Here is a 23340-nt window from a genome sequence, read left to right as displayed (position 1 = left end):
GCGATTCGAGGCCGCGCTTGCGCGGCCTTTTTTTGATCGCAGCGTGCGCTCTTAACCCTTCACCTCTCCGAACTCTCGCGTGACGCGCGCCACCGACTCCTTCCGCGCGCGTTTCCCCTCCGCCACGAAGTACGGCGTATCAACCCGCCCCAACGCCTGCAAACCCCGAACCCGATCCGCGATCTTCTCCGCCAACATGATCGTCGGCGCATTGAGATTCCCCGTCGTGATCTGCGGCATGATCGAAGCATCGACGACGCGCAGTCCTTCCATCCCATGCACGCGTCCTTCCCCATCGACGACAGCCATATCGTCATAACCCATCTTGCACGAACACGAAGGATGAAAAGCCGTCTCCGCCTTCGCTCTCACGAACGCATCGAGTTCCGTATCGCTTTTCAGATCATCTGAAGGATGAAGCTCGCGACCGCGATACCGCCCAAGCGCAGGCTGATGCATGATCTCCCGCGTGATGCGAATCGCGTCGCGGAACTCGCGCCAGTCGAGCGGATCGGCCATATAGTTGAAAAGGATGGCGGGATGCGCATTCGGATCGCGCGACTTGAGCTTCACGTGTCCGCGACTCGGCGAGCGCATCGATCCGACATGCGCCTGGAACCCGTGCATCCTGATCGGGTTCGAGCCGTTGTAGTTGATCGCCACCGGTAGAAAGTGATACTGGATGTTGGGCCAGAGATCATCGTCGCGCGTGCGGATGAAGCCGCCCGCTTCGAATTGATTGCTCGCGCCGATGCCCGTACCGTTCAGCATCCACTCGAGCCCGATCCCCGGCTGATTCCACCACTGCAACGCCGGATACAAGGACACAGGCTCCTTGCATTCGTATTGCATGTACATCTCCAGATGATCCTGTAAGTTCTCACCGACACCCGGCAGATCGTGCACCACCGGAATCTCAAGTTCCTTCAGCCAGTCCGCTCGCCCGACGCCCGAACGCTGCAGCAACTGCGGCGAAGCGATCGCACCGCTGCACACGAACACCTCGCGCCGCACATGCGCCGTGACGCGCTGCCCGCCATGCAGATACGCGACGCCGATCGCACGCTTGCCCGAGAACAGCACGCGGTCAGTCGTTGCATGCGTGACGATCGTGAGATTGCCGCGATGCTTCGCGCGATCCAGATACCCGCGCGCCGTGCTCGCACGCCGTCCGTTCGCGGTCACGGTGCGATCCATCGGGCCGAAGCCTTCCTGCTGATAACCGTTCAGATCTTCGGTGCGCGGATAACCGGCCTGCACGCCGGCCTCGACCATCGCGGCGAATAGCGGATTGTTGCCGGGCTTGCTCGTCGTCACATGCACGGGACCATCGCCGCCGTGATACGCATTCGGGCCGATATCGCGCGTCTCCGCTTTCCGGAAATACGGAAGACAGTCGAGATAGCTCCAGTCATCGAGCCCCGGCATCGACGCCCAGTTGTCGTAGTCGAGCGCATTGCCGCGGATATAGCACATGCCATTGATCAGCGACGATCCGCCCAGCCCCTTGCCGCGCCCGCATTCCATGCGACGGTTGTTCATATGCGGCTCGGGCTCGGTTTCATACGCCCAGTTATAGCGCCGTCCCTGAAGCGGATAAGCCAGCGCCGCAGGCATTTGCGTGCGGAAGTCGAAGCGATAGTCCGGCCCGCCCGCTTCGAGCAGCAGCACGGTCACATCCTCGTCTTCGGTGAGACGCGATGCGAGCACGTTGCCCGCCGATCCCGCGCCGACGATGATGTAGTCGTATTCGTTCGCGCTCATCGCAATACTCCTTAAAACACGGGCTGATAAGGGCCGAGCTCGACCTGCACGGACTTGATGCGCGTATAGGCATGCAACGCGACGATGCCGTTCTCGCGACCGATGCCCGATTGCTTGTAGCCGCCCACGGGCATTTCCGCCGGCGATTCGCCCCACGTATTGATCCAGCAAATACCCGCTTCGAGCCGATGAATCACGCGATGCGCACGCGACAGGTTCTCCGTCACGACGCCCGCCGCAAGACCGTAGTCCGTATCGTTGGCGCGCGCGATGACTTCGTCTTCGTCATCGAACGCAAGAATGCTCATCACGGGGCCGAAGATTTCCTCGCGCACGATGCGCATGTCGTCGCGGCAATCGGCGAACACGGTCGGCTCGACATACTGGCCGCGCGCAAACGGGCCATCGGTCATGCGTGCGCCGCCCGCGACGAGCCGTGCGCCTTCGCGCTTGCCGCTCTCGATGAAGCCGAGCACCTTCTGCAATTGCGCCGCGCTCACGAGCGGCCCGAAGTTCGTGTTGAGATCATCAGGTGCGCCGATGCGAATGCGCTTCACGCGCTCCAGAACCAGCGCTTCGAACCTGTCAATGACGCCGCGCTCCACGAACACGCGCGTGCCGTTCGTGCACACCTGTCCCGAGCTGAAGAAGTTCGCGCTCATCGCGATATCGGCGGCGCGTTCGAGATTCGCGTCGTCGAAAACGATGAGCGGCGACTTGCCGCCGAGCTCCATCGTCACTTCCTTGAGCGTCGAACCGCCCGCGCGCGCCATCACTTTCTTTCCCGTCTCGACGCCGCCTGTGAACGAAATCTTCTCGATGCCGGCATGTTCGGCGAGCATCGCGCCGACGCGGCCATCGCCCTGCACGACATTGAAGACGCCCGCGGGCACGCCCGCTTCGGTGTAGATCTCGGCGAGCTTCAGCGCGGTCAACGGCGTGACTTCGCTCGGCTTGAAGATCATCGCGTTGCCCGCGGCGAGCGCCGGCGCGGACTTCCAGCATGCGATCTGAATCGGGTAATTCCACGCGCCGATGCCCGCGCACACGCCGAGCGGTTCGCGCCGCGTATAGACGAACGACGATTCGCGCAGCGGGATCTGCTCGCCTTCGATGGCCGTCGCGAGCCCCGCGTAGTACTCGATGACATCCGCGCCCGTGACGATATCGACGGCGCGCGTCTCCGCGATCGGCTTGCCGGTATCGCGCGTTTCGATCGCGGCGAGTTCATCGTTGCGCGCGCGAAGCAGGTCGACCGCGCGGCGCAGGATGCGCGAGCGCTGCATCGCGGTCATCGCAGCCCATTCGCGCTGGCCCTCGCGCGCCGATCGCACCGCGCGATCGATATCCGCCTCCGACGCCTGCTGCACGCGCGCGAGCGTTTCGCCCGTTGCGGGATCAAGCGTGTCGAAGGTTTCGCCGCTCGTCGCATCGACGTATTCGCCGCCGATATAAAGCCGTTGCTCTCCGAATGCGGACATGTCGCGCTCCTTTCCTTGAATGTGGGTGATCAGCCGCGCGCTTCCAGCACGAGGTCGATGTAGTCGTAGGCGAGTCGCAGCGCGCCCTTCGTATCGAATGGTTCGCCCGCGAGCGCGCCGCGCAGCCACAGGCCGTCGATCAACGCGGCGAGGCCGCTCGCGGCGCGGCGCGCGGCCGGCTTCGTCAATGCTCGCGCGAAATCCGCGCACAGGTTCGAGTTCAGACGCCGCGTGTTCACGCGTTGCAATCGCCGCAATTCCGGCTTGTGCATGCTCTCCGACCAGAACGCGAGCCAGGTTTTCATGACCGGTCCGTTGACCTGTTCGACATCGAAGTTCGCCGCGACGACCGCGCGCAGCTTCGAGCGCGGATCGGGCTTCGCGGCCTTGCGCCGGCGCGACGTGCCCTGCCACAGCGAGCGCAGCACATGACGCATCGTGGCTTCGAGCAGGCCGTCCTTGTCGCCGAAATAGTGACTGACGATGCCCGTCGACGTGCTCGCGCGCTGCGCAACCGAGGCGAGCGTCGCGCCCGCGAGCCCGGATTGATCGATGGTGTGCAGCGTCGCGTCGATGAGTTGCGCGCGGCGGATTTCGCGCATTCCGAGCTTGGGCATGGCGGTTCTGTAATCGATGATTTGCGCCGATACTAGTTTTTTTATTTTGAACGGTCAATCAATAAAAACCGGGTCGAAAGGCTTTCGGGGCGCGATGTCGGTTTCAGTCAAACGCGCGTCGCATTGAGTGACAGTCGCGGCTGTGCGAGAGCGCTACCCTCGTTGCACGGGCGCGATGACCCGATGAAGTGCGGCGGGCTCATCGCGCGTGCCGTCCACGAAACATGGAGACGATCAATGAGCAGCAATCGCGGCGTCGTTTATCTGGGGCAGGGCAAGGTCGAAGTGCAATCCATCGACTATCCGAAAATGGTCGATCCACGCGGCCGCGACATCGGTCACGGCGTCATTCTGAAAGTAGTCAGCACCAATATCTGCGGCTCGGACCAGCACATGGTGCGCGGCCGCACGACCGCGCAGGTCGGTCTCGTGCTCGGCCATGAGATCACGGGCGAGGTCATCGAAGTCGGGCGCGACGTGGAAACGCTATCGGTCGGCGATCTCGTTTCGGTGCCGTTCAATGTCGCGTGCGGCCGCTGTCCGACTTGCAAGGCGCAGCACACGGGCGTGTGCCTGAACGTGAATCCGTCGCGGGCGGGCGGCGCGTACGGCTATGTCGACATGGGCGGCTGGATCGGCGGACAGGCGGAATACGTTATGGTGCCGTACGCGGACTTCAATCTGCTGAAGTTTCCCGACAAGGCGCAGGCGATGTCGAAGATTCGCGATCTCACCTGCCTCTCCGACATTCTTCCGACGGGTTATCACGGCGCCGTGATGGCGGGCGTCGGGCCGGGCTCGACGGTGTATATCGCGGGCGCGGGTCCGGTCGGGATGGCGGCGGCCGCGTCGGCGCGCATTCTGGGCGCGGCGTGCACGATCGTCGGCGACATGAACGAGGAGCGCCTCGCGCACGCACGCGCGATGGGCTTCGAGACGATCAATCTGTCGAACGACGCGACGCTCGGCGAGCAGATCGAGCAGATACTCGGCAAGCCGGAAGTGGACTGCGCGGTCGATTGCGTGGGCTTCGAGGCGCACGGCCACGGCAGCGACAGCGGCCACGAAGCGCCCGCGACCGTGCTCAATTCGCTGATGGAAATCACGAAGGCGGCGGGCGCGATCGGCATTCCGGGTCTCTACGTGACCGACGATCCGGGCGCCGTCGATGCCGCCGCGAGGAAGGGCAGCCTGAGCATCCGCTTCGGTCTCGGCTGGGCGAAGTCGCACTCGTTCCATACCGGGCAGACGCCGGTCATGAAGTACAACCGCAATCTGATGCAGGCGATTCTGTGGGACCGTCTGCCGATCGCGGATATCGTCAACGTGACGGTGGTGTCGCTCGATGAAGCGCCGGATGGCTATCGCAAGTTCGATGGCGGCGCGCCGCGGAAGTTCGTCATCGATCCGCACGGGCTGCTGAAGGCGGCTTGAGGTAATTTGCCCCTGCGGTTTTTTCGGCCGCAGGGGCGTCGGTCTGCATAGGTCTCAGAAAAGACCCATCAAACGATTCCCGTCATGTAGTAGACGGCGATAACAAAGAACACGGCCAGCGTCTTGATGACCGTCACCGCGAAAATATCGCGATACGACTCCCGATGCGTCAGCCCCGTCACCGCGAGCAGCGTGATGACCGCGCCGTTGTGCGGCAACGTATCCATGCCGCCCGAGGCCATCGCCACCACGCGATGAAGCACTTCCAGCGGAATATGCGCGGCCTGCGCGCCGGCGATGAACGTATCGGACATCGCGGCGAGCGCGATACTCATGCCGCCCGACGCCGAGCCGGTGATGCCCGCGAGCGAGCTCACGGAAATGGCCGCATTGACGAGCGGATTCGGGATGCTTTTGAGCGCATCGCTGACCACGAGAAAGCCCGGCAAGGCGGCGATCACGCCGCCGAAGCCGTATTCCGACGCCGTGTTCATCGCCGCGAGCAGCGCGCCCGCGACGGCCGCCCGCGTGCCCACGGCGAAGCGCTCCTTCACGCGCGAAAAGGCCGTCAGCAAGACGAGCACGATACCCAGCAACAACGCGCCTTCGACCGCCCAGATCGCCACAACGGTTTTGACCGCCGTGGTAACCGGCGCGTGCACGCCCGGCAGCACTTCCGGCGGCACGGTATAGCTCGCGCCGTACCACGTCGGAATCCACTTGGTCAGCGCGAAATTCGCGACGCCGACGAGAATCAGCGGCGCAATCGCGAGCAACGGATTCGGCAGCGACGTCGATTCCACGCGCTCCGGCTCGTTCACGAGCGACGTGCCGTAGCCTTCGCCCTTGGCCATCGCCGAGCGGCGGCGCCATTCGAGGAACGTCAGGCCCACCACGATGATGAACACCGAGCCGATCACGCCGAGCCACGGCGCGGCCCAGCCGGTCGTCTTGAAGAACGTCGTCGGGATGATGTTCTGGATCTGCGGCGTGCCCGGCAGCGAATCCATCGTGAACGAGAACGCGCCAAGCGCGATCGCGCCCGGCATCAGGCGCTTCGGAATATTGCTCTGGCGATACATCTCCGCCGCGAACGGATACACCGCGAACACGACGACGAACAGCGATACGCCGCCATAGGTGAGCAGCGCGCACACCGCGACGATCACCGCATTCACACGCGACTTGCCGATGTAGCGAATCGCCGCGGCGACGATCGACTCGGAGAAGCCCGACAACTCGATGACCTTGCCGAACACCGCGCCGAGCAGAAACACCGGAAAGTAGAGCTTCACGAAGCCGACCATCTTCTCCATGAAGATGCCGGAGAACACGGGCGCGACGGCGGCGGGATCGGTGAGAAGGACGGCAGCGAGCGCCGCGATCGGGGCGAAAAGAATGACGCTGTAGCCGCGGTAGGCGGCGAGCATCAGGAACGCCAGGGCGGCGAGCACGATGATGAACGACATTGAGTCTCCGTGAGTGGTTTGTTCTTTGAAGCATAGTGCGCGCTTCTTCTGGAAGCGCTGCGGGCGCGTCGGTAACGCACCGCGCGGGCAGAACGCAGGTTTCGTGCCAGTGCGTTGAAACGAAGCCGCTGCGGGCATCGGACGAGCATGCCATCGCAACGTTTCATCCAGATGTCTCAAAATAGAGACATCTTCGGCACCACGCGCGATCACGCAACTTGTCAAGACTAGTACAGATGCGGATTGCCGGCGAGTCTCCTGATTGAGATAGTTGTCTCAATATAGAGAAAACGGAGACTTTGGGCGCCATGCGCAACGACTGGATTAACGTGCCCCTGGACTACAGCGACGTGATGCGCCGCGCGATGGAGTCGCTTTTCAAGACCTTCGAGAATTTGAGCGAAGGCACTTTCATCGTCGATGCGGACGCGCGCGTCGTGTGGATCAACAAGCGCTACGCCGCGCGTTTCGGATTCGACGATCCGCTCGACGCGATCGGCCTCGACTGCGAAACCGTGATTCCGAACAGCCTGATGCGCGAAGTCGTCGCGACAGGCAAGCCGATCCTGCTCGACGTGCTGGAAACGGACCGCGAGCCGCTCGTCGTCACGCGTCTGCCGCTCAAGGACGACGCGGGCGTGATCATCGGCGCGATCGGCTTTGCGCTGTTCGACGAGATGAAGGCGCTCACGCCGCTTTTCGCGCACTACTCGCGCGTGCAGCAGGAACTGATCGCGACACGCCAGTCGCTCGCGCAGGCGCGGCGCGCGAAGTACACGTTTTCGAGTTTCGTCGGCACGAGTCCGGTCAGTCTCGAGGTGAAGCGGCAGGCGCGTCGCGCGGCGCTCGTCGATTCTCCGGTGCTCCTGCTGGGCGAAACCGGCACCGGCAAGGAACTGCTCGCGCATTCGATCCACGGGGCATCGACGCGCGCCGGCAAGCCGCTCGTGACGGTCAACGTAGCGGCCATTCCGGACACGCTGCTCGAAGTCGAATTCTTCGGCGCGGCGGCGGGCGCGTACACCGGCGCGGAGCGAAAGGGCCGCGTCGGCAAGTTCGAGCTGGCCGACGGCGGCACGCTCTTTCTCGACGAAATCGGCGACATGCCGCTGCCCTTGCAGGGAAAACTTCTGCGCGTGCTGCAGGACAAGGAGTTCGAGCCGCTCGGCTCGAATCGCATCGTGCGCGCGGATGTGCGCATCATCGCGGCGACGTCCGCTGATCTCTCCGCGCTCGTCGCGGCGGGACGCTTTCGCGCGGACCTGTTCTATCGCCTGAACGTGCTCACTATTCAGGCGCCGCCGTTGCGCGACCGGCTGGGCGATATCGAGGCGCTCGCCTACGCGATTCTCGAAGACCTGTCCGCCGACACACGGCCGGGGCACGGCGGTCATTTCGTGCTGCACAAGGATGGTCTGCAACTGCTGGAGGCATATTCCTGGCCCGGCAATGTCCGCGAGTTGCGCAACACGCTGGAGCGAGCGCTGATGCTCTCGGAGACCGAGCATATCGATGCTCGTGCGTTGAGCGCGTTCATCGATGCGGGGCGGGTTGCGATCGCGGCGCAGGCGGAGCCGTCGGAGCAGGAAGACGGCGATCCGCCGAGCCTCTCCTATGCGGACGCCATGACCGATTTCGAACGGCGTTTTCTCTCCGATGCGTTGCGCGCGAGCGGCGGGCGCGTCGCGGATGCGGCGGAGAAAATCGGCATTGGGCGGGCGACGTTGTACAAGAAAATCGCGGCGCTGGGGATCGCCGTCTGACGGATTTTTGCGAACACGCCAGATCGACGCGAAAGCTTCGCGTGGCATACTCCCGAAATCGAAAATAACGACCAAGAATCAAAGGGGTACGGGATGAAACGCGGGATGAAAATCGGCAGGGCAATCGGCCTTTCGGCCATGTTCGCGGGCAGCGCGTGGGCGCTTGCCGGATGCAGCAGCGCGCCGCCGCTTTTTTCCACCGATGGCCGCCCGACGCAGCAGATCCAGTGCCCCACGTACAGCGGCTGGAGCAATTGCACCGACAACGCGAAGGCGCTCTGTCCGAGCGGCTACGACGTGCTCGGGCAATCGACCGAGAACAATCAGAACGCGCTGCTCATCGCCTGCAAGGGAAGCTAGCCGGTCAGCTTTGCTGCGTCTCGCGCAGCATCGTCACGTCGTAGCCGAGCGCGCGTGTGCGCTCGATCAGCGTGCGGCGCAATTCGGCGGAAGGCTTCGCCTCGCGCGTCAGGATCCAAAGATAACGCCCGCTCGGCTCGCCGACGATGGACCATGTGTAATCGTCGGCGTGATCGAGAATCCAGTAGTCGCCGACATAGAACGGGCCGAAGAACGACACCTTCAGTTTCGTCCCGTTCGATCCGGGGACGATCTTCGCGCGTCCTTCCGCCGAACGGTATGAACCGTTCACGCCGCCTTGTCTGCACGCATTGACGACCGACACGAGCCCGTCCTCGCGTCGCGCATAGTTTGCGGTGACCGCTTCGCAATTGCGTTCGAAGCGATTCTCGTAGCGCGCGAACTCATGCCAGTGGCCGAGATAGCGGTCGAGATCGACGGCCTTCGATGGTTCGGGCACGTTGTCGTTGCCGCTCTTGCGCGCCCCGTTCGATGCGCACGCGGCCAGCGTAACGATGCCGCCGATCAAAGCCAGCGCCGCGGCGCCGTATGCCCAAGGTCTACTGATTTTCATGTTGCCCGGTTGGGTGAGAAGTGCGAAGGCAGATCGATCAGCAAGCTTCGTTCCGCCGCGCGCCTCTCCCGAATCTCCTCACCTTCAGGCCCGTCCAATGACACGCGCTGAATTCGGCGCGAGGCGCAAGTGGCTGTCCTTATTGGGTTTTATCCGGCGTCCGCGGCCCAGCGATACGACGTTCTTCCGGCTCCCGAATCACCTCACCTTAACTGCACACACGCGATTCACCGCCCGTCGCGCCGATTTTTCATGCCCTGCCAGACAGTTCGACCGATCCAATGCGCCGCCAACGAGCGAAATGTCGAATACGTTAAAGAACAATGGCTTGCATCGTCCACTTGAGAGAGGGAATGAGCTACGAAGTTGCTTCGCGATCCCGATGATCCGATGAAGAGTGAGCTTCGCGTTAATCGAACGGCTCACCGTCGCCACGCTCCCGAAACGTCTCACCTTGTTGTCCGGGGTATTCTCTCGCTCTTCACATCCAACGCTCAAAGCAGCATGCCTTCGCCGGTTTCCTTGCCTCAAGCATTCGCATCACTGCCTTCGCTGCTTACTCCGCTCGTCACGATCATCCTGCCGGTATTCGGTCTCATCTTCGCGGGCTACGCCTGCCGCAAGCTAAACAGGCTCGGACCACGCGCGGCGTCCGAGCTGAATCGCTTTGTCGTCTTTCTGGCGCTGCCGGCGCTGCTCTTCGACATCATGGCGAAGACGCCGTGGAGCATGCTCGATCAGCCCGCGTTCATCGCTGCGTTCGGCATCGGCGCGGCGGTGATCTTTCTGCTGACGCTCGTCGTGCGGCTGATGCAGTCGCGTCATCTCGCCGATGCGAGCATCGACGGATTGAACGCGGCGTATCCGAATACCGGATTCGTCGGCTTGCCGCTTTGCCTGCTCGCGTTCGGCAAGGAAAGTCTCGCGCCGGCCGTGATCGCGACGATCATCACGGTCTGCGTGATGTTCGCGGTCGCGATCGTGTTGATCGAGCTGGGACTGCAAACCGAGAAGCACATCGGTGCGACGCTCGGGCATGTGGCGAAGTCGCTGGTGAAGAATCCGTTGCTGATCGCGCCTGTCGCGGGCGCGTTGCTGAGCGGCTCGGGCGCGCATGTGCCGGAAGGCGCCGAGGCGTTGCTCAAGTTGCTGGGCGGCGCGGCGAGTCCTTGTGCGCTCGTCGCGCTCGGTCTTTTTCTTGGCGCGAAAGGCGAGGCACGCGCCGTCGGGACGACGAGCGCGCTCGTGACGATGAAGCTCGTCGCCCAGCCACTCCTGACCTGGTGGCTGGCTTTCCATGTGTTCAGCCTGCCGCCGCTGTGGGCGAAGAGCGCCGTGATTCTGAGCGCGCTGCCGACCGGCACCGGCCCCTTCATGCTCGCCGAGTTTTATCGACGCGAGGGCGGGGTGACATCGAGCGCGATTCTCTTCTCAACCGTGGTCTCGCTCATCACGGTCACGCTCTGTCTGACCCTGATGCTCTGAGCACGCAAAAAAATGCCCGGCGCGAGTGCACCGGGCGTAACCACCTTCTGTTCGACGGTGGAGGAGGGCCAGTTCAGACTGCTTCCTCTGAGTTCTGCAAGTTGCTGCTGCTTACCGCGTGGTGCTGCCGTCGCGGGCGTCGGCGCGAAGTTGCGCGTGCCGTTCCTGATACGGGCGCAACTGCGGGTAGCTCAGCGAATTGACGGCGTCGAGATCGCCCGCGCGGCGCGCGCTCGCGAGTTCGGCCTTCACTTCAGCACGCGATTTCCCCTCCGATGCCGACTGAGCAAAAGCGGGCGCGGTGGCGAGAAGCGCGGACAGAACCAGACCACCGATCAATGCGTTTTTCATTTGAAGCCTCCTGGATGCCTGTGCGTCGGACCCGACGCTTGAAATGCAGTCTAGGAGGATTCCTATTGGACAAAAATACCGATTGAGCCAACACATTGTTGTCGAGACTGGATGAATGCTGGCCCGCGATTCGCAAGTAATCGTCGCCTGAATGTGGCGGTCGTCACGACATTGGCGAGGGGTTCAGGCCCGTCCGACGAGCGTCATGTTTCGTTTACGAATCAAAAACTAAACGGAATACAAGTTACTCCAGACTTATCCACAGAAACTGTGGATAACCGTGGGGATAGCTCATCGGGAACCGCGCGCCGTCGCGGTGAAAGGTAGATTGCTCGATTCGTCGCAAAAATAGTCCGCGACGCGCCGAGAACGCATCTAAGACGATAACCTCGCGATGCGCCTATCATGTGCACGCGCGTCGTTTCGAGGACGGCGTTTTCCGGACCGATCATCGTCCGGGTCATCCACCTTTTCATCCTTTCACGGGGAAGATTTCATGGCCTTAAAGATTGCGGTGGTCGTTGGTAGCCTGCGGCGGGATTCGTTCAACAAGCAGCTCGCGCATGCGCTCGTGTCGCTTGCGCCGAGCGATTTTTCCTTCGAGTTTCTCGACATCGGCACGCTGCCGCTCTACAGCCAGGATTACGACAGCGACTTTCCCGAAGTCGCGCGCGCGTTCAAGCAGAAGATCGCCGATGCGAACGGCTTGCTGATCGTCACGCCGGAGTACAACCGCTCGATTCCGGGCGTGCTGAAAAACGCGCTCGACTGGGCCTCGCGTCCGTGGGGGCATAGCGTGTGGGGCGGCAAGCCGGGCGCGATCATCGGGACGTCGGTCGGGGCGATCGGCACGGCGATCGCGCAGTCGCATCTCCGCGGCGTGTGCGCATATCTGGATATCGTGCTGATGAATCAGCCGGAGATGTACATCAAGCACGACGAATCGCGCATCGATGCGAGCGGCAATATCGTGAGCGAAGACACGCGCAAATATCTGCAGACGTTCATGGACAAGTACGCCGCGTGGGTGCGCGATCGCGCGGCATGAGCGTTCACCTTGTCTGACGCAAATACGGCCCGCTCAGCGGGCCGTATTCATTTTGCTGCTGCCAACAGACACGAGATCAAACGTGATGATGTCCCGTCACGCGATCCCATCCGTGGCGGATCGCCGCCTTGAAGCGGTCCCACGTATCGCCGCCTTCGGGATGCTTGCTTTCCCAGTCGCGACGCGTCTCGTACTCCATCTGTTCGTCCCACGCGCGGCTGCGGAAGCGATCGTCGTTGCCGAGCGTCGCGCCGTAGCGATACGCACCCTGATAGTCCTCGTAAGGCTCGCCCGTCGCCGAATACTTCGAGTCGTAATCGGCGCGGAAGTCCTCTTCGTACTCCATGTATTCATTGGGCACGGTCGCCGGACCGGTCGTCGTAGGAGCAGGACCGACCGGCCCCGCGCCTTGCGTGCCCGCGGAAGCCAGCACCGGATCAGGCGACGATCCCGCCGCGCGCGCCGCTCCGGCCTGATACGGCGCGGCCGGTTCGTCGAGCGGTCCGAGCGGTTCGACCGAGCGCCATTCAGAAGCCATGTCGGTGCGTACGCCCGGCAGCGGGTCGCGTTCGGCGGGAACGGCGCCCGTCGTGCGAAGCGGATCGCGGCCGGCAAGCGCATCGCGTTCCGAGAGCGATTCGCCCGTGAGTCCGTCGCGCGCCGCGAGCGGGTCGGCGGGCATGCCGGCGAGTGGGTCGCCGAGCGGATCGATGCCGGTCGTCGCATACGGATCGCGGCCCGTCACCGGATCGCGTCCGGCTAGCGGGTCGCGTGCCGTGCGCTCAGCTTCGCTCATCATCGATTGAGTCTGCGATTGCGACTGCGACTGCATGCCGCCGCGCGGCATCAACGGATCGTCGGCGGGATCGCTGACGTAATCGCGCGGAGCAACCGCGGCCGGGTCGCCGACATCGGCGTGCGGATAAGCGCGTGCGCGCAAGGGCGTCATGTCCGGATCATTCACCGGCTCGCGTCCCGGAACGGCGCTGCCGCGTCCGAGGCCCAATTCGTCGAGCACGGAATGATCGCGCTCGTCGGCGGCTGCGGCGGACACCTCGGGCGTGCCGTGTTCCAGCGTCGACCAGCTCGCGGCACGTTCGTCGATATCGATTGCGCCCTGATCGCTCAAGGTCGCGCGCGCGACATCCGCCTGCTCGGCGCTTGGCGTGTCGACAGCGACGAGAATCGCGCCGCGCCGCACGGCCTCCGAATAATGCGCGACTTCAGGCGGCTGATCGCGCCCGCCGAAGAGCATGCTGAAGAAGCGCTCGATATTCGCGAGCATGCCCGGCTCCTGATGCGTGACGGCGTCGGGCATCTCGGACGGCGCGGCCGCGTCGTCGCGCTTCGGATTGGCTTGCAGTTCGATATCCGCGCGCGGGAAACCTGCGGCGATCAACGCCGAACGGGCGTCCTCGGCTTGCGCATAAGTATCGAAAACTCCGATGACGGTGTGTCGCATGTACGCCTCCTGCGGTGGGCGAATTCCGGAAATCGGCGACGGCGTCGCCGTACATGGAAGCGCTCACGCAACTCGCGTGCCGGATGCCCGCGGACCGTCGCGCACAGGGAAGCGTCTGGAAGGATGACGGCGCTTTTACAAACGCGCGTGCAAAAAAACCGATCGGGTTAGCGCGCGGCGCGCGCGTCGCGCGTCGTTGCGTCCGAACCGTCCGCGCGCTCGCGGATCGCGCGCAGGAGCGAATCGAGCAGCGCGATATCGAACGGCTTCGACAGCACGCGCGCGCCGACCTGCCGCGCGCGGTCCAGCTCTTCCGCGTAGCCCGTGACGAGAATCACCGGGATGCGCGGCTCGAAGCGCTGCATCATCTCCGCGAGATCGATGCCGTTCATCTGCCCCGGCATATGGATATCGGAGAGCACGACGTCGAACGGAAAGCCGGTCGAGGCGTCGGCGCGCGCGGCTTCGAGCACGGTGGCGGCGGTATCGGCGTTGAAGACGTAGGTGACGTGGTGGCCCATCATCGTGAGCAGCGCCTCGGTGCCGGCGGCGACCTCCTCGTTGTCTTCGACGAGCAGCACGCGCAAGCCGTCCGCCTCCTTCGCCGCGGCCTCTTCCTTACTCGCGGATGCGCCTGGCGCGGCCGCCGCCGCACGCGGCAGATACAGGCGCACGGCCGTGCCCGCGCCGATCGCGCTGTCGATGGTGGCAAGCCCGCCCGCGCGCTCGCAGAACGCAAAAACCTGCGGCAGGCCGAGGCCCGTGCCCATGCCTTTCGGCTTGGTCGTGAAGAGCGGTTCGAATGCGCGCCCGAGCACGTCGGAATTCATGCCGAAGCCGTTGTCTTCCAGCATGATCTGCACGAATTCGCCGGTGATCGGAAAGCCGTCCTCATGGCGAAAGCGCACGTTGCCGGCGCGCACGGTGAAGGTGCCGCCGTTGGGCATCGCGTCGCGCGCATTCACCGCGACATTGATGAGCGCAAGCTCCAGTTCCGCCGGATCGACGCGGATCGCCCACACGTCCGGCGCGACCTCGACGTTGAGCGCGACCTTCGCGCCGAGCGACGCGCGCAGCAGTTCGCGCCCCGCCGGCACCCATTTGCCGATGGCGATGACTTCGCTTCGCAACGGCTGCTTGCGCGCGACGCCGAGCAACTGCCGCGTCAGCGACTGGCCGCTCTTCAACGCGCGCTCCATCGCGGTCAGTTCGCGGTCGAGGCCGGGCGCGCCGCGCCGCCGCGCGATCTGCACGTTCGTCGAGACGATCATCAGCAGATTGTTGAAATCGTGCGCCACGCTGCCGACGAGATTGCCGAGCGCTTCCATCTTGCGCGCCTGGCGATACGCGGATTCGATCGAGCGGCGCATCGACGCTTCCGCCTGCCAGCGCTCCCACGCTTCCTCTTCGGTCGCGAGCCGCCGCAACGACTGCGTGATCACGCCCCAGAGCACCACGCACGGCGCGAAGATCGAGAGCGCGAGCACGCTCAGATGCTTCCACCAGGCGGACCAGATCGTCGCGATCGGATAGCCGCTCGATACGTAGACCGGATATGTGCCGACGCGCCGGAACGCGACGATCTTCAACTGATCGTCGAGGCCGGACACCATTTTCACGACGCCGCTCCTGCGCCCCGCGGCGTACGCTTCGCGCAGCGGCGAACTGGCTGCGAGCGCCATGCGTTCGGGCGGGCGCGGTGGATACCAGGCGAGCACTTCGCCGTCCGAGCGCGACAGGCCGAGCGAGACGCTCGGATTGTCACCGATGAGTTCGCGGTAGAACGCGCCGAAATACGCGGGCCGCAGCGCGATGGACACGATGCCGTCGAACTTGCCCGACACCGTGCGTCGCGCGACCGCCGTGTTGAACACCTGCTCGCCGGCGACCCGGCCGATCATCACGCGGGAAATCTGCTCGAGCCGCTGGCCGGCGCGCAAACCGCCGAAGTCGTCGCGGTCGGCGACCGAAATGTCGGGCGTCGGCCAGGCGCGGCTCGTCGCGAGCAGCTTGCCGTCGGCGCCGAACACGGAGGCCGCCGCGACCTGCTGATAGGTGTTGCTGATCGTTTTGAGACGCTGGTGGATCGTTGCGCTCTCGCGGCTGATGGCGGCGGCGTCGAGATCGTCGAGCAGATCGACGATGCGCTCGTTGAGCGTCACGTTCAGATCGAAGACCTTGAGCGCATGCTCCTCGGCGACGCGGGCATTGCGCGCGACGAGATCGGACGCATCGGCGACGCGCGCGTGGTAGTCGGTGAAGGCGGTGACCGCGACGTACACGCACGGCAGCACGATCGCGGCGACGAGGAGGGCGTAGAGCGTGAGGCGCTGCGCGGCGAAGTTGCGTTCGGGAACCACCGGAAACGGCGGTTCTTCCTGCCATGATTCCGCGGCAGGATCGGCGTCGGACTCCTCACGTTGCAGCGTCATTTTTGGCAGCGAATTGGAAAACTTACTCGACGCCCGCGCTCCGCGTTAGCTCTGGCGGGCGTGCGCGCGGGACTTGCCGGGTTTGAGCGGTGCAACCGAAACTGGAACGCACGAAGCATGCCGGACGAAAGTATGTGCGGCGCGCGACATCTGGAGGAAAACCTCGGTCGCGCCGCGAAGTTAGCGAGATTATCGGAAGCGCAAACGTACACAAAAGTATGACAACGTATCACATCAGAATACAGCGAGTGAAATGTACCCGATTACGCGCTATTTTCATCGGATTAATTCTCGCTTGGCGCTCTGGCGAGTTGCTTTGACATTCTGATCGGCCGACAATGCAATCCTCCGACCACATGCGCCGCTCAGAGCGCCGGCCGGAGGACACAAGCAGCCTCGCGGCGCGCGCCGGGGAGAAGTACCGCTTGTCCGGCCAATTGCCGGCAGGCAGCGCGACCGAACGAGGAGAAGAAGGCCACGGTCCGGAAACCTCTTCCGGATCATGCACGGGGCAGTCGACATGACGCCGATCGAGAGCCAGCAAGCATCGCGCGCTGTGCGCATGCTCATCACCCAGCGTTCGCCCGCGGGGTGGCGCGCCTATGTCCACAGGCGCCGCGCCTGGCTCATCGCCGCCGAGCTGCATCTCCGACAGCGTCCGCATTCCCGCCGGGCCAAAGGGCTCACGCCGGTTCTGCCGTGAAGATCGCCATAAAGATCGCCGCGCGGATGCCGTAATCACATACGAGTGCCTGCCGTGTCGGCCGACACGACCATCCTCAGCCCGAAAACAGCCTAAGAGATCCTGCCAACCATGCCGTTGCCGATTGTCATTGCCGATGATTCCCTGCTCGCACGCAAGGTGATGACGCGCGCGCTGCCCCCGGACTGGGACGTCGAGATTTCCTATGCGACCAACGGGCGCGAGGCGCTCGAGCACTATCGGGCGGGCCGCGCCTCAGTGATGTTCCTCGATCTCACGATGCCCGACATGACGGGCTATCAGGTACTCGACGCCTTGCAGCACGAGGACCTGAATACGTTCGTGATCGTCGTGTCCGCGGACGTGCAGCCGATGGCCCAGGAGCGGGTGCGCGCGCTCGGCGCGATCGCGTTTTTGCCGAAGCCGGTGACGCCCGAAGCGCTGCGTCCCGTTTTAAAGGAGTACGGACTCCATGGTTGATTCCGCCCTGAACGAAGATCAGCGCGACGCGCTGCAGGAAGTCGCCAACATGGCGATGGGCCAGGCCGCGACGCGGCTCTCGAAGCTGCTCGGCACGTTCATCGAACTGTCGGTGCCGCGCGTGCGCGTGGTGAGCGTGGCCGAGGCGTCGGCGGCGCTCGCCGAGATGACCGGCATCACCGATACCGTCACGGCCGTGCGCCAGGGTTTTCGCTCGGACATCAAGGGCGAGGCGATCGTGCTGTGCAAGAGCGGCAGCGTCGATCAGTTGTGCGCGCTCGTCAGCGATCCGTACACCAAGTCGACCTACGAGGCGACGACGCGCACCGAACTCGTCTTCGATGTCGCCACCGTGCTGATGGGCGCGTGCGTGTCGTGCATCCTCGACCGCCTCGGGCGCTCGCCGATCTTCTCGCCGCCGGGCATGCTCGGCACGGAAATCGGGCTCGACGAGGTTTTTCAGCCTGCGATGCTCGCGTGGAAGACCGCGCTCCTGCTCGAAGTGAATTTCGCGCTCGAAGATCACAGCTTCCGCGCGCATCTCGTGATGCTGATGGCCGAAGACGCCATCGCGCATCTGAACGAAGCGCTCGACGCGCTTCTGTCGAGCTTCTGAACGGGACGCCATCGTGAGCATGGACGAACTGCGCCACGCGCTTTCCGAACTCGTGATCGAGCGCGTGGGCTTCGGCATATTCGTGCTCGATCGCGACCTGAACGTGCTGATGTGGAACCGGTTCATGCAGGACCACAGCGGCAGGACGGCCGAGCAGGTGATCGGCAAGTCGATCTTCGCGAGCTTTCCGGAGCTGCCGCGCGTGTGGTTCACGCGCAAGGTCGAGAGCGTGTTTCAGCTCGGCAGTTTCGCGTTCAGCTCGTGGGAGCAGCGCCCGTATCTCTTCAAGTTCGATCACGACCGGCCGATCACCGGCGGCGTCGATTTCATGCAGCAGGACTGCACCTTCATGCCGCTCATGCTGGAGCGCGAGGTGCGCGCGGTCTGCGTGACGATTTCCGACGCGACCCACGCGAGCATGATGCAGCGCGCCCGCGACGAAGCGGTGGCGAAGCTGCAGGAATTCGCGGACCGCGACGGCCTGACCGGCATCGCGAACCGACGCTATTTCGAACTGCGCCTGCGCGACGAGTTCTCGCGCTGGCAGCGCTACGGCGGCGAGCTGTCGATGCTGCTGTTCGATCTCGACCACTTCAAGCGCATCAACGACGATCTGGGCCACCTCGTCGGCGACACGGTCTTGCGCGTGATGGCCGAGCGCGTCGCGCAGAGCGTGCGCGTGCAGGACGTCTTCGGGCGCTTCGGCGGCGAGGAATTCGCGCTGTTGCTGCCGTGCACGAATTTCGAGGACGCGATGATCGTCGCGGAGAAAGTGCGCCGCGAGATCGGCGAGACGCCCATCGACGTGCAGGGGGCGCGCGTGCCGGTCACGGCGAGCGTCGGGGCGGCGCGCGCGCGGACCGGCGTGACGTCGTCGTACGAGGCGCTCATCAACGAGGCCGACGCGGCGCTTTATACGGCGAAACGCGAGGGGCGGAATCGGGCGGTGGGTTTCGCCTGAATCGCAGCCCGACGCGCAACGCCTTGCCCCGCGCGGCTCCGGCGCAATCGGGCAAAGTATTGATATACTCTTTGCCGCTTCCGGCGCAGTCACAGCCGGCTCGCGCCGGCTTTTTCCCTCGATCGTCTTTTCAGCGCCAGATGGTTCCGCGCGCGCCGGAATCGCATCGAGACCGGCGGCGATCTCTTACTAAATTTGCCCTTGGGGGCGCCACAGCGGAGTTCGTCTTGGCCGTTTCCAATTTCATCGCTGAAGAGCCTGCTCCAGACGCCGCGAAAACGTCGTCGGGAAGCTCGTTTTATCTCGCGATGCGCATCCTTCCCGCCGAGCAGCGGGACGCGATGTATCAGATCTACGCGTTCTGCCGCGCGGTCGACGATATCGCCGACGAAGGCACCTTGCCGCGCCGCGAGCGCGCGCTCGCGCTCGACCAGTGGCGCGAGGACATCGACGCCTGCTACGCCGGCAAGCCGAAGCAATCGCTCGAAGCGCTCACGCGCCACATCCAGGCTTTCCACCTCTCCCGCGACGACTTCCAGGCCGTGATCGACGGCATGGCGATGGACGCCGCCGGCGATATCGTCGCGCCCGACGAAGCCACGCTCGATCTCTATTGCGATCGCGTGGCGAGCGCGGTCGGGCGGCTGTCGGTGAGAATTTTCGGGATGCACGAGGATGCCGGGCGGCGGCTCGCGCACCATCTCGGCCGCGCGCTGCAACTGACCAACATCCTGCGCGACATCGACGAAGACGCGGAAATCGGCCGCGTGTATCTGCCGCGCGAGCTGCTCGCGCGCGAAGGCATTTCCACCAGCGATCCGGCAAGCATCGTCGGCGATGCGCGCCTGCCGCGCGTCTGCGCCGTGCTCGCCGAGCGCGCGAAGGGCCACTACGCCCAGTCCGATGCGATTATGGCGGCGTCGCCGCGCGCCCAGGTGCGCGCCCCGCGCATCATGTCGGCGGCGTATCGCGCCGTGCTCGACGCCAATCTCAAACGCGGCTTCGACCTGCCGCGCACGCGCGTGCGCACGCCGCGTGCGCGCCTGCTGTGGATCGTGGCGCGCAACCTGATCTGATGTCCCGGCGGGTTATCGTCGTCGGAGCGGGCATCGCCGGCCTCGCCGCCGCGGTCGAGGCGCAACGGCGCGGCGCACGCGTCGTGCTGCACGAGGCGGCGCCCTACGCGGGCGGCCGTTGCCGCTCCTTCTTCGATGCCAAACTCGGTGTCACGCTCGATAACGGCAATCATCTGCTGCTATCAGGCAATCAATCGACGATGGCCTATCTGCGCGCGATCGGCGCAACCGACACGCTGATCGGCCCGACGCAGCCCGAGTATCCGTTCTTCGATGCCGCGACCGGCGACGCCTGGTCGATCCGCATGTCGCCGGGGCGCTTGCCGCGCTGGATCTTCGACGCCGCCGCGCGCGTGCCGGGCACGCAGCCCGCCGATTACCTGCCGTTCCTGCCGCTCTTCTGGGCGAAGCCGGGCCGCGCGATCGAGGAATCGGTGCGCCGCAAGGATCGCGTGTGGAATCTTCTCGTGCGCCCGCTGCTGCGCGCCATGCTCAACGCCGATCCGTCCGAGGCGAGCGCCGAGCTCGCGGCCGGTTTGCTGCGCGAGACGGTCGCGCAGGGCGGCCAGGCGTGCCGTCCGCTGATCGCGAGAAGCGGGCTGTCGCACGCGTTCGTCGAGCCGGCGCTGCGGCATTTGCAGTATGGCGGCGCGGAGATCAGGCTCGGCTCGCGCGTCACCGGTGTCGGCATATCGGGCACGGATTCGACGGAGCGTGTAAGCTCGCTGGCTTTCGAAGGCGCGGAGCCTGTCGCGCTCGGAGCCGGCGATGGCGTCGTGCTTGCCGTGCCGCCCGATGCGGCGCGCGCGCTGGTGCCGGACCTGATCGCGCCGGATGCATCGCGCGCGATCGTCACCGTGCATTTCGCCGTCGATGCGCCAGCGGGCTTTCAGCCGCAGACATGCATCGTCAACGGCATGTCGGACTGGATCTTTGCCGCCGACGGCAGGCTATCGGTCACGCTCGCAAGCGCGAACCGATGGCTTGCGACACCGCACGAGGAACTCGCGCAGGCGATCTGGCGGGAAACGGCGAAGGCGATGCGCATGGCCGCCGCGCCGACGCCGCCGTGGCAGATCATCGTCGAAGAACACGCGACGTTTGCCGCCGTGCCTTCGCAGGAAGGCTTGCGGGCCGCCACGCGCACGCGCTGGCCCAATTTCACGCTCGCGGGCGACTGGACGGCGACCGGGCTGCCCGCGACGATCGAAGGCGCGATCCGCTCCGGCCAGAAGGCCGCGGACGCGCTGTTGAACCCATCGATGGAACGCTGATGAACGATTTATCCCTGTCGGCCGTGGGCGCGCGAGTGTCGGGCGCCTCGCTCGATTCCGCCGTCAACCACGCCACCGACGCGCTGCTCGCGGCGCAACATCCGGACGGCTACTGGCTCTACGAACTCGAAGCGGACGCAACTATTCCGGCTGAATACGTGTTGCTCGTCCACTATCTCGGCGAGACCGCCGACGAGAAGCTCGAAGCGAAGATCGGCCGCTATCTGCGCCGCATCCAGCGCGAGGACGGCGGCTGGCCGCTCTTCACCGATGGCGCGATGGACGTCTCCGCGACCGTGAAGGCGTATTTCGCGCTGAAGATGATCGGCGATTCGCCCGACGCCGAACACATGCAGCGCGCTCGCCGCGCGATTCTCGCCGCGGGCGGCGCGGAGAAGGTGAACGTGTTCACGCGCATCCTGCTCGCGCTCTTCGGTGTCGTGTCGTGGCGCGCAGTGCCGATGATGCCCGTCGAAATCATGCGCCTGCCGATGTGGTTCCCGTTCCATCTGTCGAAGGTGTCGTACTGGGCGCGCACGGTGATCGTGCCGATGCTCGTGCTCAACGCGAAGCGCCCGCGCGCGCGCAATCCTCGCGGCGTGCGCATCGACGAGGTATTCACGAATCCGCCGGTCAATACCGGCATGCCGACGCGCTCGGGGCATCAGAGCCGCGGCTGGTTCGCGTTCTTTCGCGTCGTCGATTCGATCCTGCGTGTCGCCGATCCTTTGTTGCCGAAAACCGGCCGCGAACGCGCGATCGATGAAGCCGTGCGCTTCGTCGACGAGCGCCTGAACGGCGAGGACGGACTCGGCGCGATTTTTCCGGCGATGGCCAACTCGGTGATGATGTACGACGTGCTCGGCTATCCGCCCGAGCATCCGAATCGCGCGATCGCGCGCAAGTCGCTCGACAAGCTCCTCATCATCGACGAAGCCGACGATGGCGAAGCGTATTGCCAGCCGTGTCTGTCGCCGGTGTGGGATACGTCGCTCGCGGCGCACGCGCTGCTCGAAACCGGTATGCCGAAGGCCCGCTCGGCGGTGGCGCGCGGCCTCGAATGGCTCGTGCCGCTGCAAATTCTCGATGTGCGCGGCGACTGGGTCTCGCGCCGTCCGAACGTGCGGCCGGGTGGCTGGGCGTTCCAGTTCGCGAACCCGCATTATCCCGATGTCGACGACACGGCCGTCGTCGCGATGGCGATGGAGCGGGCGGATCGGGAGAACGGCACGGCGCTGTACGGCGAGTCGATCGCGCGGGCGCGCGAGTGGGTCGTCGGCATGCAGAGCAGCGACGGCGGCTGGGGCGCGTTCGAGCCGGAAAACACGCAGTACTACCTGAACAACATTCCGTTCTCGGATCACGGCGCGCTGCTCGACCCGCCGACGGTCGATGTGTCCGCGCGCTGTCTGTCGATGCTCGCGCAGCTCGGCGAGACGTCGCTGAACAGCGAGCCCGCGCGCCGCGCGTTCGACTACATCGTGAGAGGACAGGAACGCGATGGAAGCTGGTACGGACGCTGGGGCCTGAACTACATCTACGGCACCTGGTCGGCGATGTGCGCGCTGAACGCGGCCGGCGTCGCGCCGACCGACCCACGCATGACGCGCGCGGCGGACTGGCTCATCGGCATCCAGAACAGCGACGGCGGCTGGGGCGAGGACGGCGAGAGCTACAAGCTCGACTATCGCGGTTACGAACAGGCGCCGAGCACGGCGTCGCAGACGGCGTGGGCGCTGCTCGGACTGATGGCGGCGGGTCTGGTCGAACATCCGGCGGTCGCGCGCGGTGTCGGCTATCTGTTGAAGACGCAGCAGGCGCACGGGCTGTGGGACGAAACGCGCTTCACGGCGACCGGCTTCCCGCGCGTGTTCTATCTGCGCTACCACGGCTATCGCAAGTTCTTCCCGCTTTGGGCGCTCGCGCGCTACCGAAACCTGACACGCGACGGCCTCACGCGCGTGACGGTGGCCATGTGACCGCGCCCGTC

20 protein-coding genes are annotated in these 23340 nt (G+C 64.8%); 12 read left to right on the top strand and 8 right to left on the bottom strand.

All coding sequences use genetic code 11. The features are described from left to right. Positions 1 to 51 precede the first annotated feature (51 nt). From betA to betI, 3 genes are read right to left on the bottom strand one after another with little or no spacing between them, the layout of a single operon-like run. On the bottom strand, positions 52 to 1764 hold the full coding sequence (betA, locus tag IAG25_RS13985) for a choline dehydrogenase (protein ID WP_187605380.1): 1713 nt from the start codon (positions 1762 to 1764) through the stop codon (positions 52 to 54). A gap of 11 nt (positions 1765 to 1775) precedes the next feature. Continuing rightward, positions 1776 to 3245 carry a betaine-aldehyde dehydrogenase gene (betB, locus tag IAG25_RS13980; RefSeq protein ID WP_187605379.1) on the bottom strand — a complete coding sequence of 490 codons (1470 nt, stop codon included), beginning with the start codon at positions 3243 to 3245 and terminating at the stop codon, positions 1776 to 1778. Positions 3246 to 3274: 29 nt separating this feature from the next. Further along, positions 3275 to 3862, bottom strand: a complete 588-nt coding sequence (gene betI, locus IAG25_RS13975) for a transcriptional regulator BetI (protein WP_035502635.1) — start codon at positions 3860 to 3862, stop codon at positions 3275 to 3277. Between the two features lie 237 nt (positions 3863 to 4099). On the opposite strand from betI, the gene fdhA reads away from it, so the two are divergent. Beyond that, positions 4100 to 5296: a formaldehyde dehydrogenase, glutathione-independent gene (gene fdhA, locus IAG25_RS13970; RefSeq protein ID WP_035502631.1), complete on the top strand. Its 1197-nt coding sequence runs from the start codon at positions 4100 to 4102 to the stop codon at positions 5294 to 5296. 68 nt (positions 5297 to 5364) lie between these two features. Here fdhA and IAG25_RS13965 read toward each other — a convergent pair whose 3' ends face one another. Beyond that, the gene (locus IAG25_RS13965; RefSeq protein ID WP_187605378.1) at positions 5365 to 6765 is read right to left on the bottom strand and encodes a GntP family permease; all 1401 of its coding nucleotides are present in this window, start codon (positions 6763 to 6765) and stop codon (positions 5365 to 5367) included. A 308-nt stretch (positions 6766 to 7073) separates the two neighbouring features. Here IAG25_RS13965 and IAG25_RS13960 point away from each other — a divergent pair, with 308 nt between their 5' ends. Together IAG25_RS13960 and IAG25_RS13955 are read left to right on the top strand one after the other, a co-directional pair. Beyond that, on the top strand, positions 7074 to 8528 hold the full coding sequence (locus IAG25_RS13960) for a sigma-54 interaction domain-containing protein (RefSeq protein WP_187605377.1): 1455 nt from the start codon (positions 7074 to 7076) through the stop codon (positions 8526 to 8528). Between the two features lie 105 nt (positions 8529 to 8633). After that, on the top strand, positions 8634 to 8888 hold the full coding sequence (locus IAG25_RS13955; protein ID WP_375336517.1) for a hypothetical protein: 255 nt from the start codon (positions 8634 to 8636) through the stop codon (positions 8886 to 8888). Between the two features lie 4 nt (positions 8889 to 8892). On the opposite strand, the gene IAG25_RS13950 is transcribed toward IAG25_RS13955, so the two are convergent. Next, positions 8893 to 9462 (bottom strand): lipocalin family protein, encoded by a 570-nt coding sequence (locus IAG25_RS13950; protein WP_187605376.1) that lies wholly within the window; start codon positions 9460 to 9462, stop codon positions 8893 to 8895. Positions 9463 to 9966: 504 nt separating this feature from the next. Here IAG25_RS13950 and IAG25_RS13945 point away from each other — a divergent pair. After that, a complete protein-coding gene (locus IAG25_RS13945; protein ID WP_222946497.1) occupies positions 9967 to 10947 on the top strand; it encodes an AEC family transporter in 981 nt (326 codons plus the stop codon). Between the two features lie 111 nt (positions 10948 to 11058). Here the strand turns inward: IAG25_RS13945 and IAG25_RS13940 are convergent, their stop codons facing one another. After that, positions 11059 to 11298: a DUF4148 domain-containing protein gene (locus tag IAG25_RS13940; protein WP_187605375.1), complete on the bottom strand. Its 240-nt coding sequence runs from the start codon at positions 11296 to 11298 to the stop codon at positions 11059 to 11061. 496 nt (positions 11299 to 11794) lie between these two features. Between IAG25_RS13940 and IAG25_RS13935 the strand changes: the two genes are divergently transcribed. Continuing rightward, positions 11795 to 12346 (top strand): NADPH-dependent FMN reductase, encoded by a 552-nt coding sequence (locus tag IAG25_RS13935; protein ID WP_035502617.1) that lies wholly within the window; start codon positions 11795 to 11797, stop codon positions 12344 to 12346. A 76-nt stretch (positions 12347 to 12422) separates the two neighbouring features. On the opposite strand, the gene IAG25_RS13930 is transcribed toward IAG25_RS13935, so the two are convergent. Then, on the bottom strand, positions 12423 to 13808 hold the full coding sequence (locus IAG25_RS13930) for a hypothetical protein (RefSeq protein ID WP_187605374.1): 1386 nt from the start codon (positions 13806 to 13808) through the stop codon (positions 12423 to 12425). A gap of 167 nt (positions 13809 to 13975) precedes the next feature. Further along, entirely contained in the window at positions 13976 to 16240 is a 2265-nt protein-coding gene (locus tag IAG25_RS13925; RefSeq protein ID WP_187605373.1) for a hybrid sensor histidine kinase/response regulator, read from the bottom strand. A 520-nt stretch (positions 16241 to 16760) separates the two neighbouring features. Between IAG25_RS13925 and IAG25_RS13920 the strand changes: the two genes are divergently transcribed. The 7 genes from IAG25_RS13920 (at position 16761) to shc (ending at position 23329) form a co-directional block, all read left to right on the top strand. Beyond that, entirely contained in the window at positions 16761 to 16943 is a 183-nt protein-coding gene (locus IAG25_RS13920; protein ID WP_187605372.1) for a hypothetical protein, read from the top strand. Positions 16944 to 17054: 111 nt separating this feature from the next. Next, positions 17055 to 17423 carry a response regulator gene (locus IAG25_RS13915; RefSeq protein WP_035502605.1) on the top strand — a complete coding sequence of 123 codons (369 nt, stop codon included), beginning with the start codon at positions 17055 to 17057 and terminating at the stop codon, positions 17421 to 17423. Further along, positions 17416 to 18039 carry a chemotaxis protein CheC gene (locus tag IAG25_RS13910; protein ID WP_187605371.1) on the top strand — a complete coding sequence of 208 codons (624 nt, stop codon included), beginning with the start codon at positions 17416 to 17418 and terminating at the stop codon, positions 18037 to 18039. The genes IAG25_RS13915 and IAG25_RS13910 overlap by 8 nt, the downstream gene beginning before the upstream one ends. A 19-nt stretch (positions 18040 to 18058) precedes the next feature. Continuing rightward, the gene (locus tag IAG25_RS13905; protein ID WP_187605619.1) at positions 18059 to 19000 is read left to right on the top strand and encodes a GGDEF domain-containing protein; all 942 of its coding nucleotides are present in this window, start codon (positions 18059 to 18061) and stop codon (positions 18998 to 19000) included. 227 nt (positions 19001 to 19227) lie between these two features. After that, positions 19228 to 20076: a presqualene diphosphate synthase HpnD gene (hpnD, locus tag IAG25_RS13900; RefSeq protein ID WP_187605370.1), complete on the top strand. Its 849-nt coding sequence runs from the start codon at positions 19228 to 19230 to the stop codon at positions 20074 to 20076. Then, entirely contained in the window at positions 20076 to 21350 is a 1275-nt protein-coding gene (gene hpnE / locus IAG25_RS13895; RefSeq protein WP_187605369.1) for a hydroxysqualene dehydroxylase HpnE, read from the top strand. Before hpnD ends, hpnE begins: the two co-directional genes overlap by 1 nt. Further along, positions 21350 to 23329 (top strand): squalene--hopene cyclase, encoded by a 1980-nt coding sequence (gene shc, locus IAG25_RS13890; protein WP_187605368.1) that lies wholly within the window; start codon positions 21350 to 21352, stop codon positions 23327 to 23329. Before hpnE ends, shc begins: the two co-directional genes overlap by 1 nt. Positions 23330 to 23340: the final 11 nt, after the last annotated feature.

It is taken from the genome of Caballeronia sp. EK (assembly GCF_014384845.1).
GTDB classification, from domain to species: Bacteria; Pseudomonadota; Gammaproteobacteria; order Burkholderiales; family Burkholderiaceae; genus Caballeronia; species Caballeronia jiangsuensis.
This window is presented reverse-complemented; position numbering and strand designations above follow the sequence as displayed.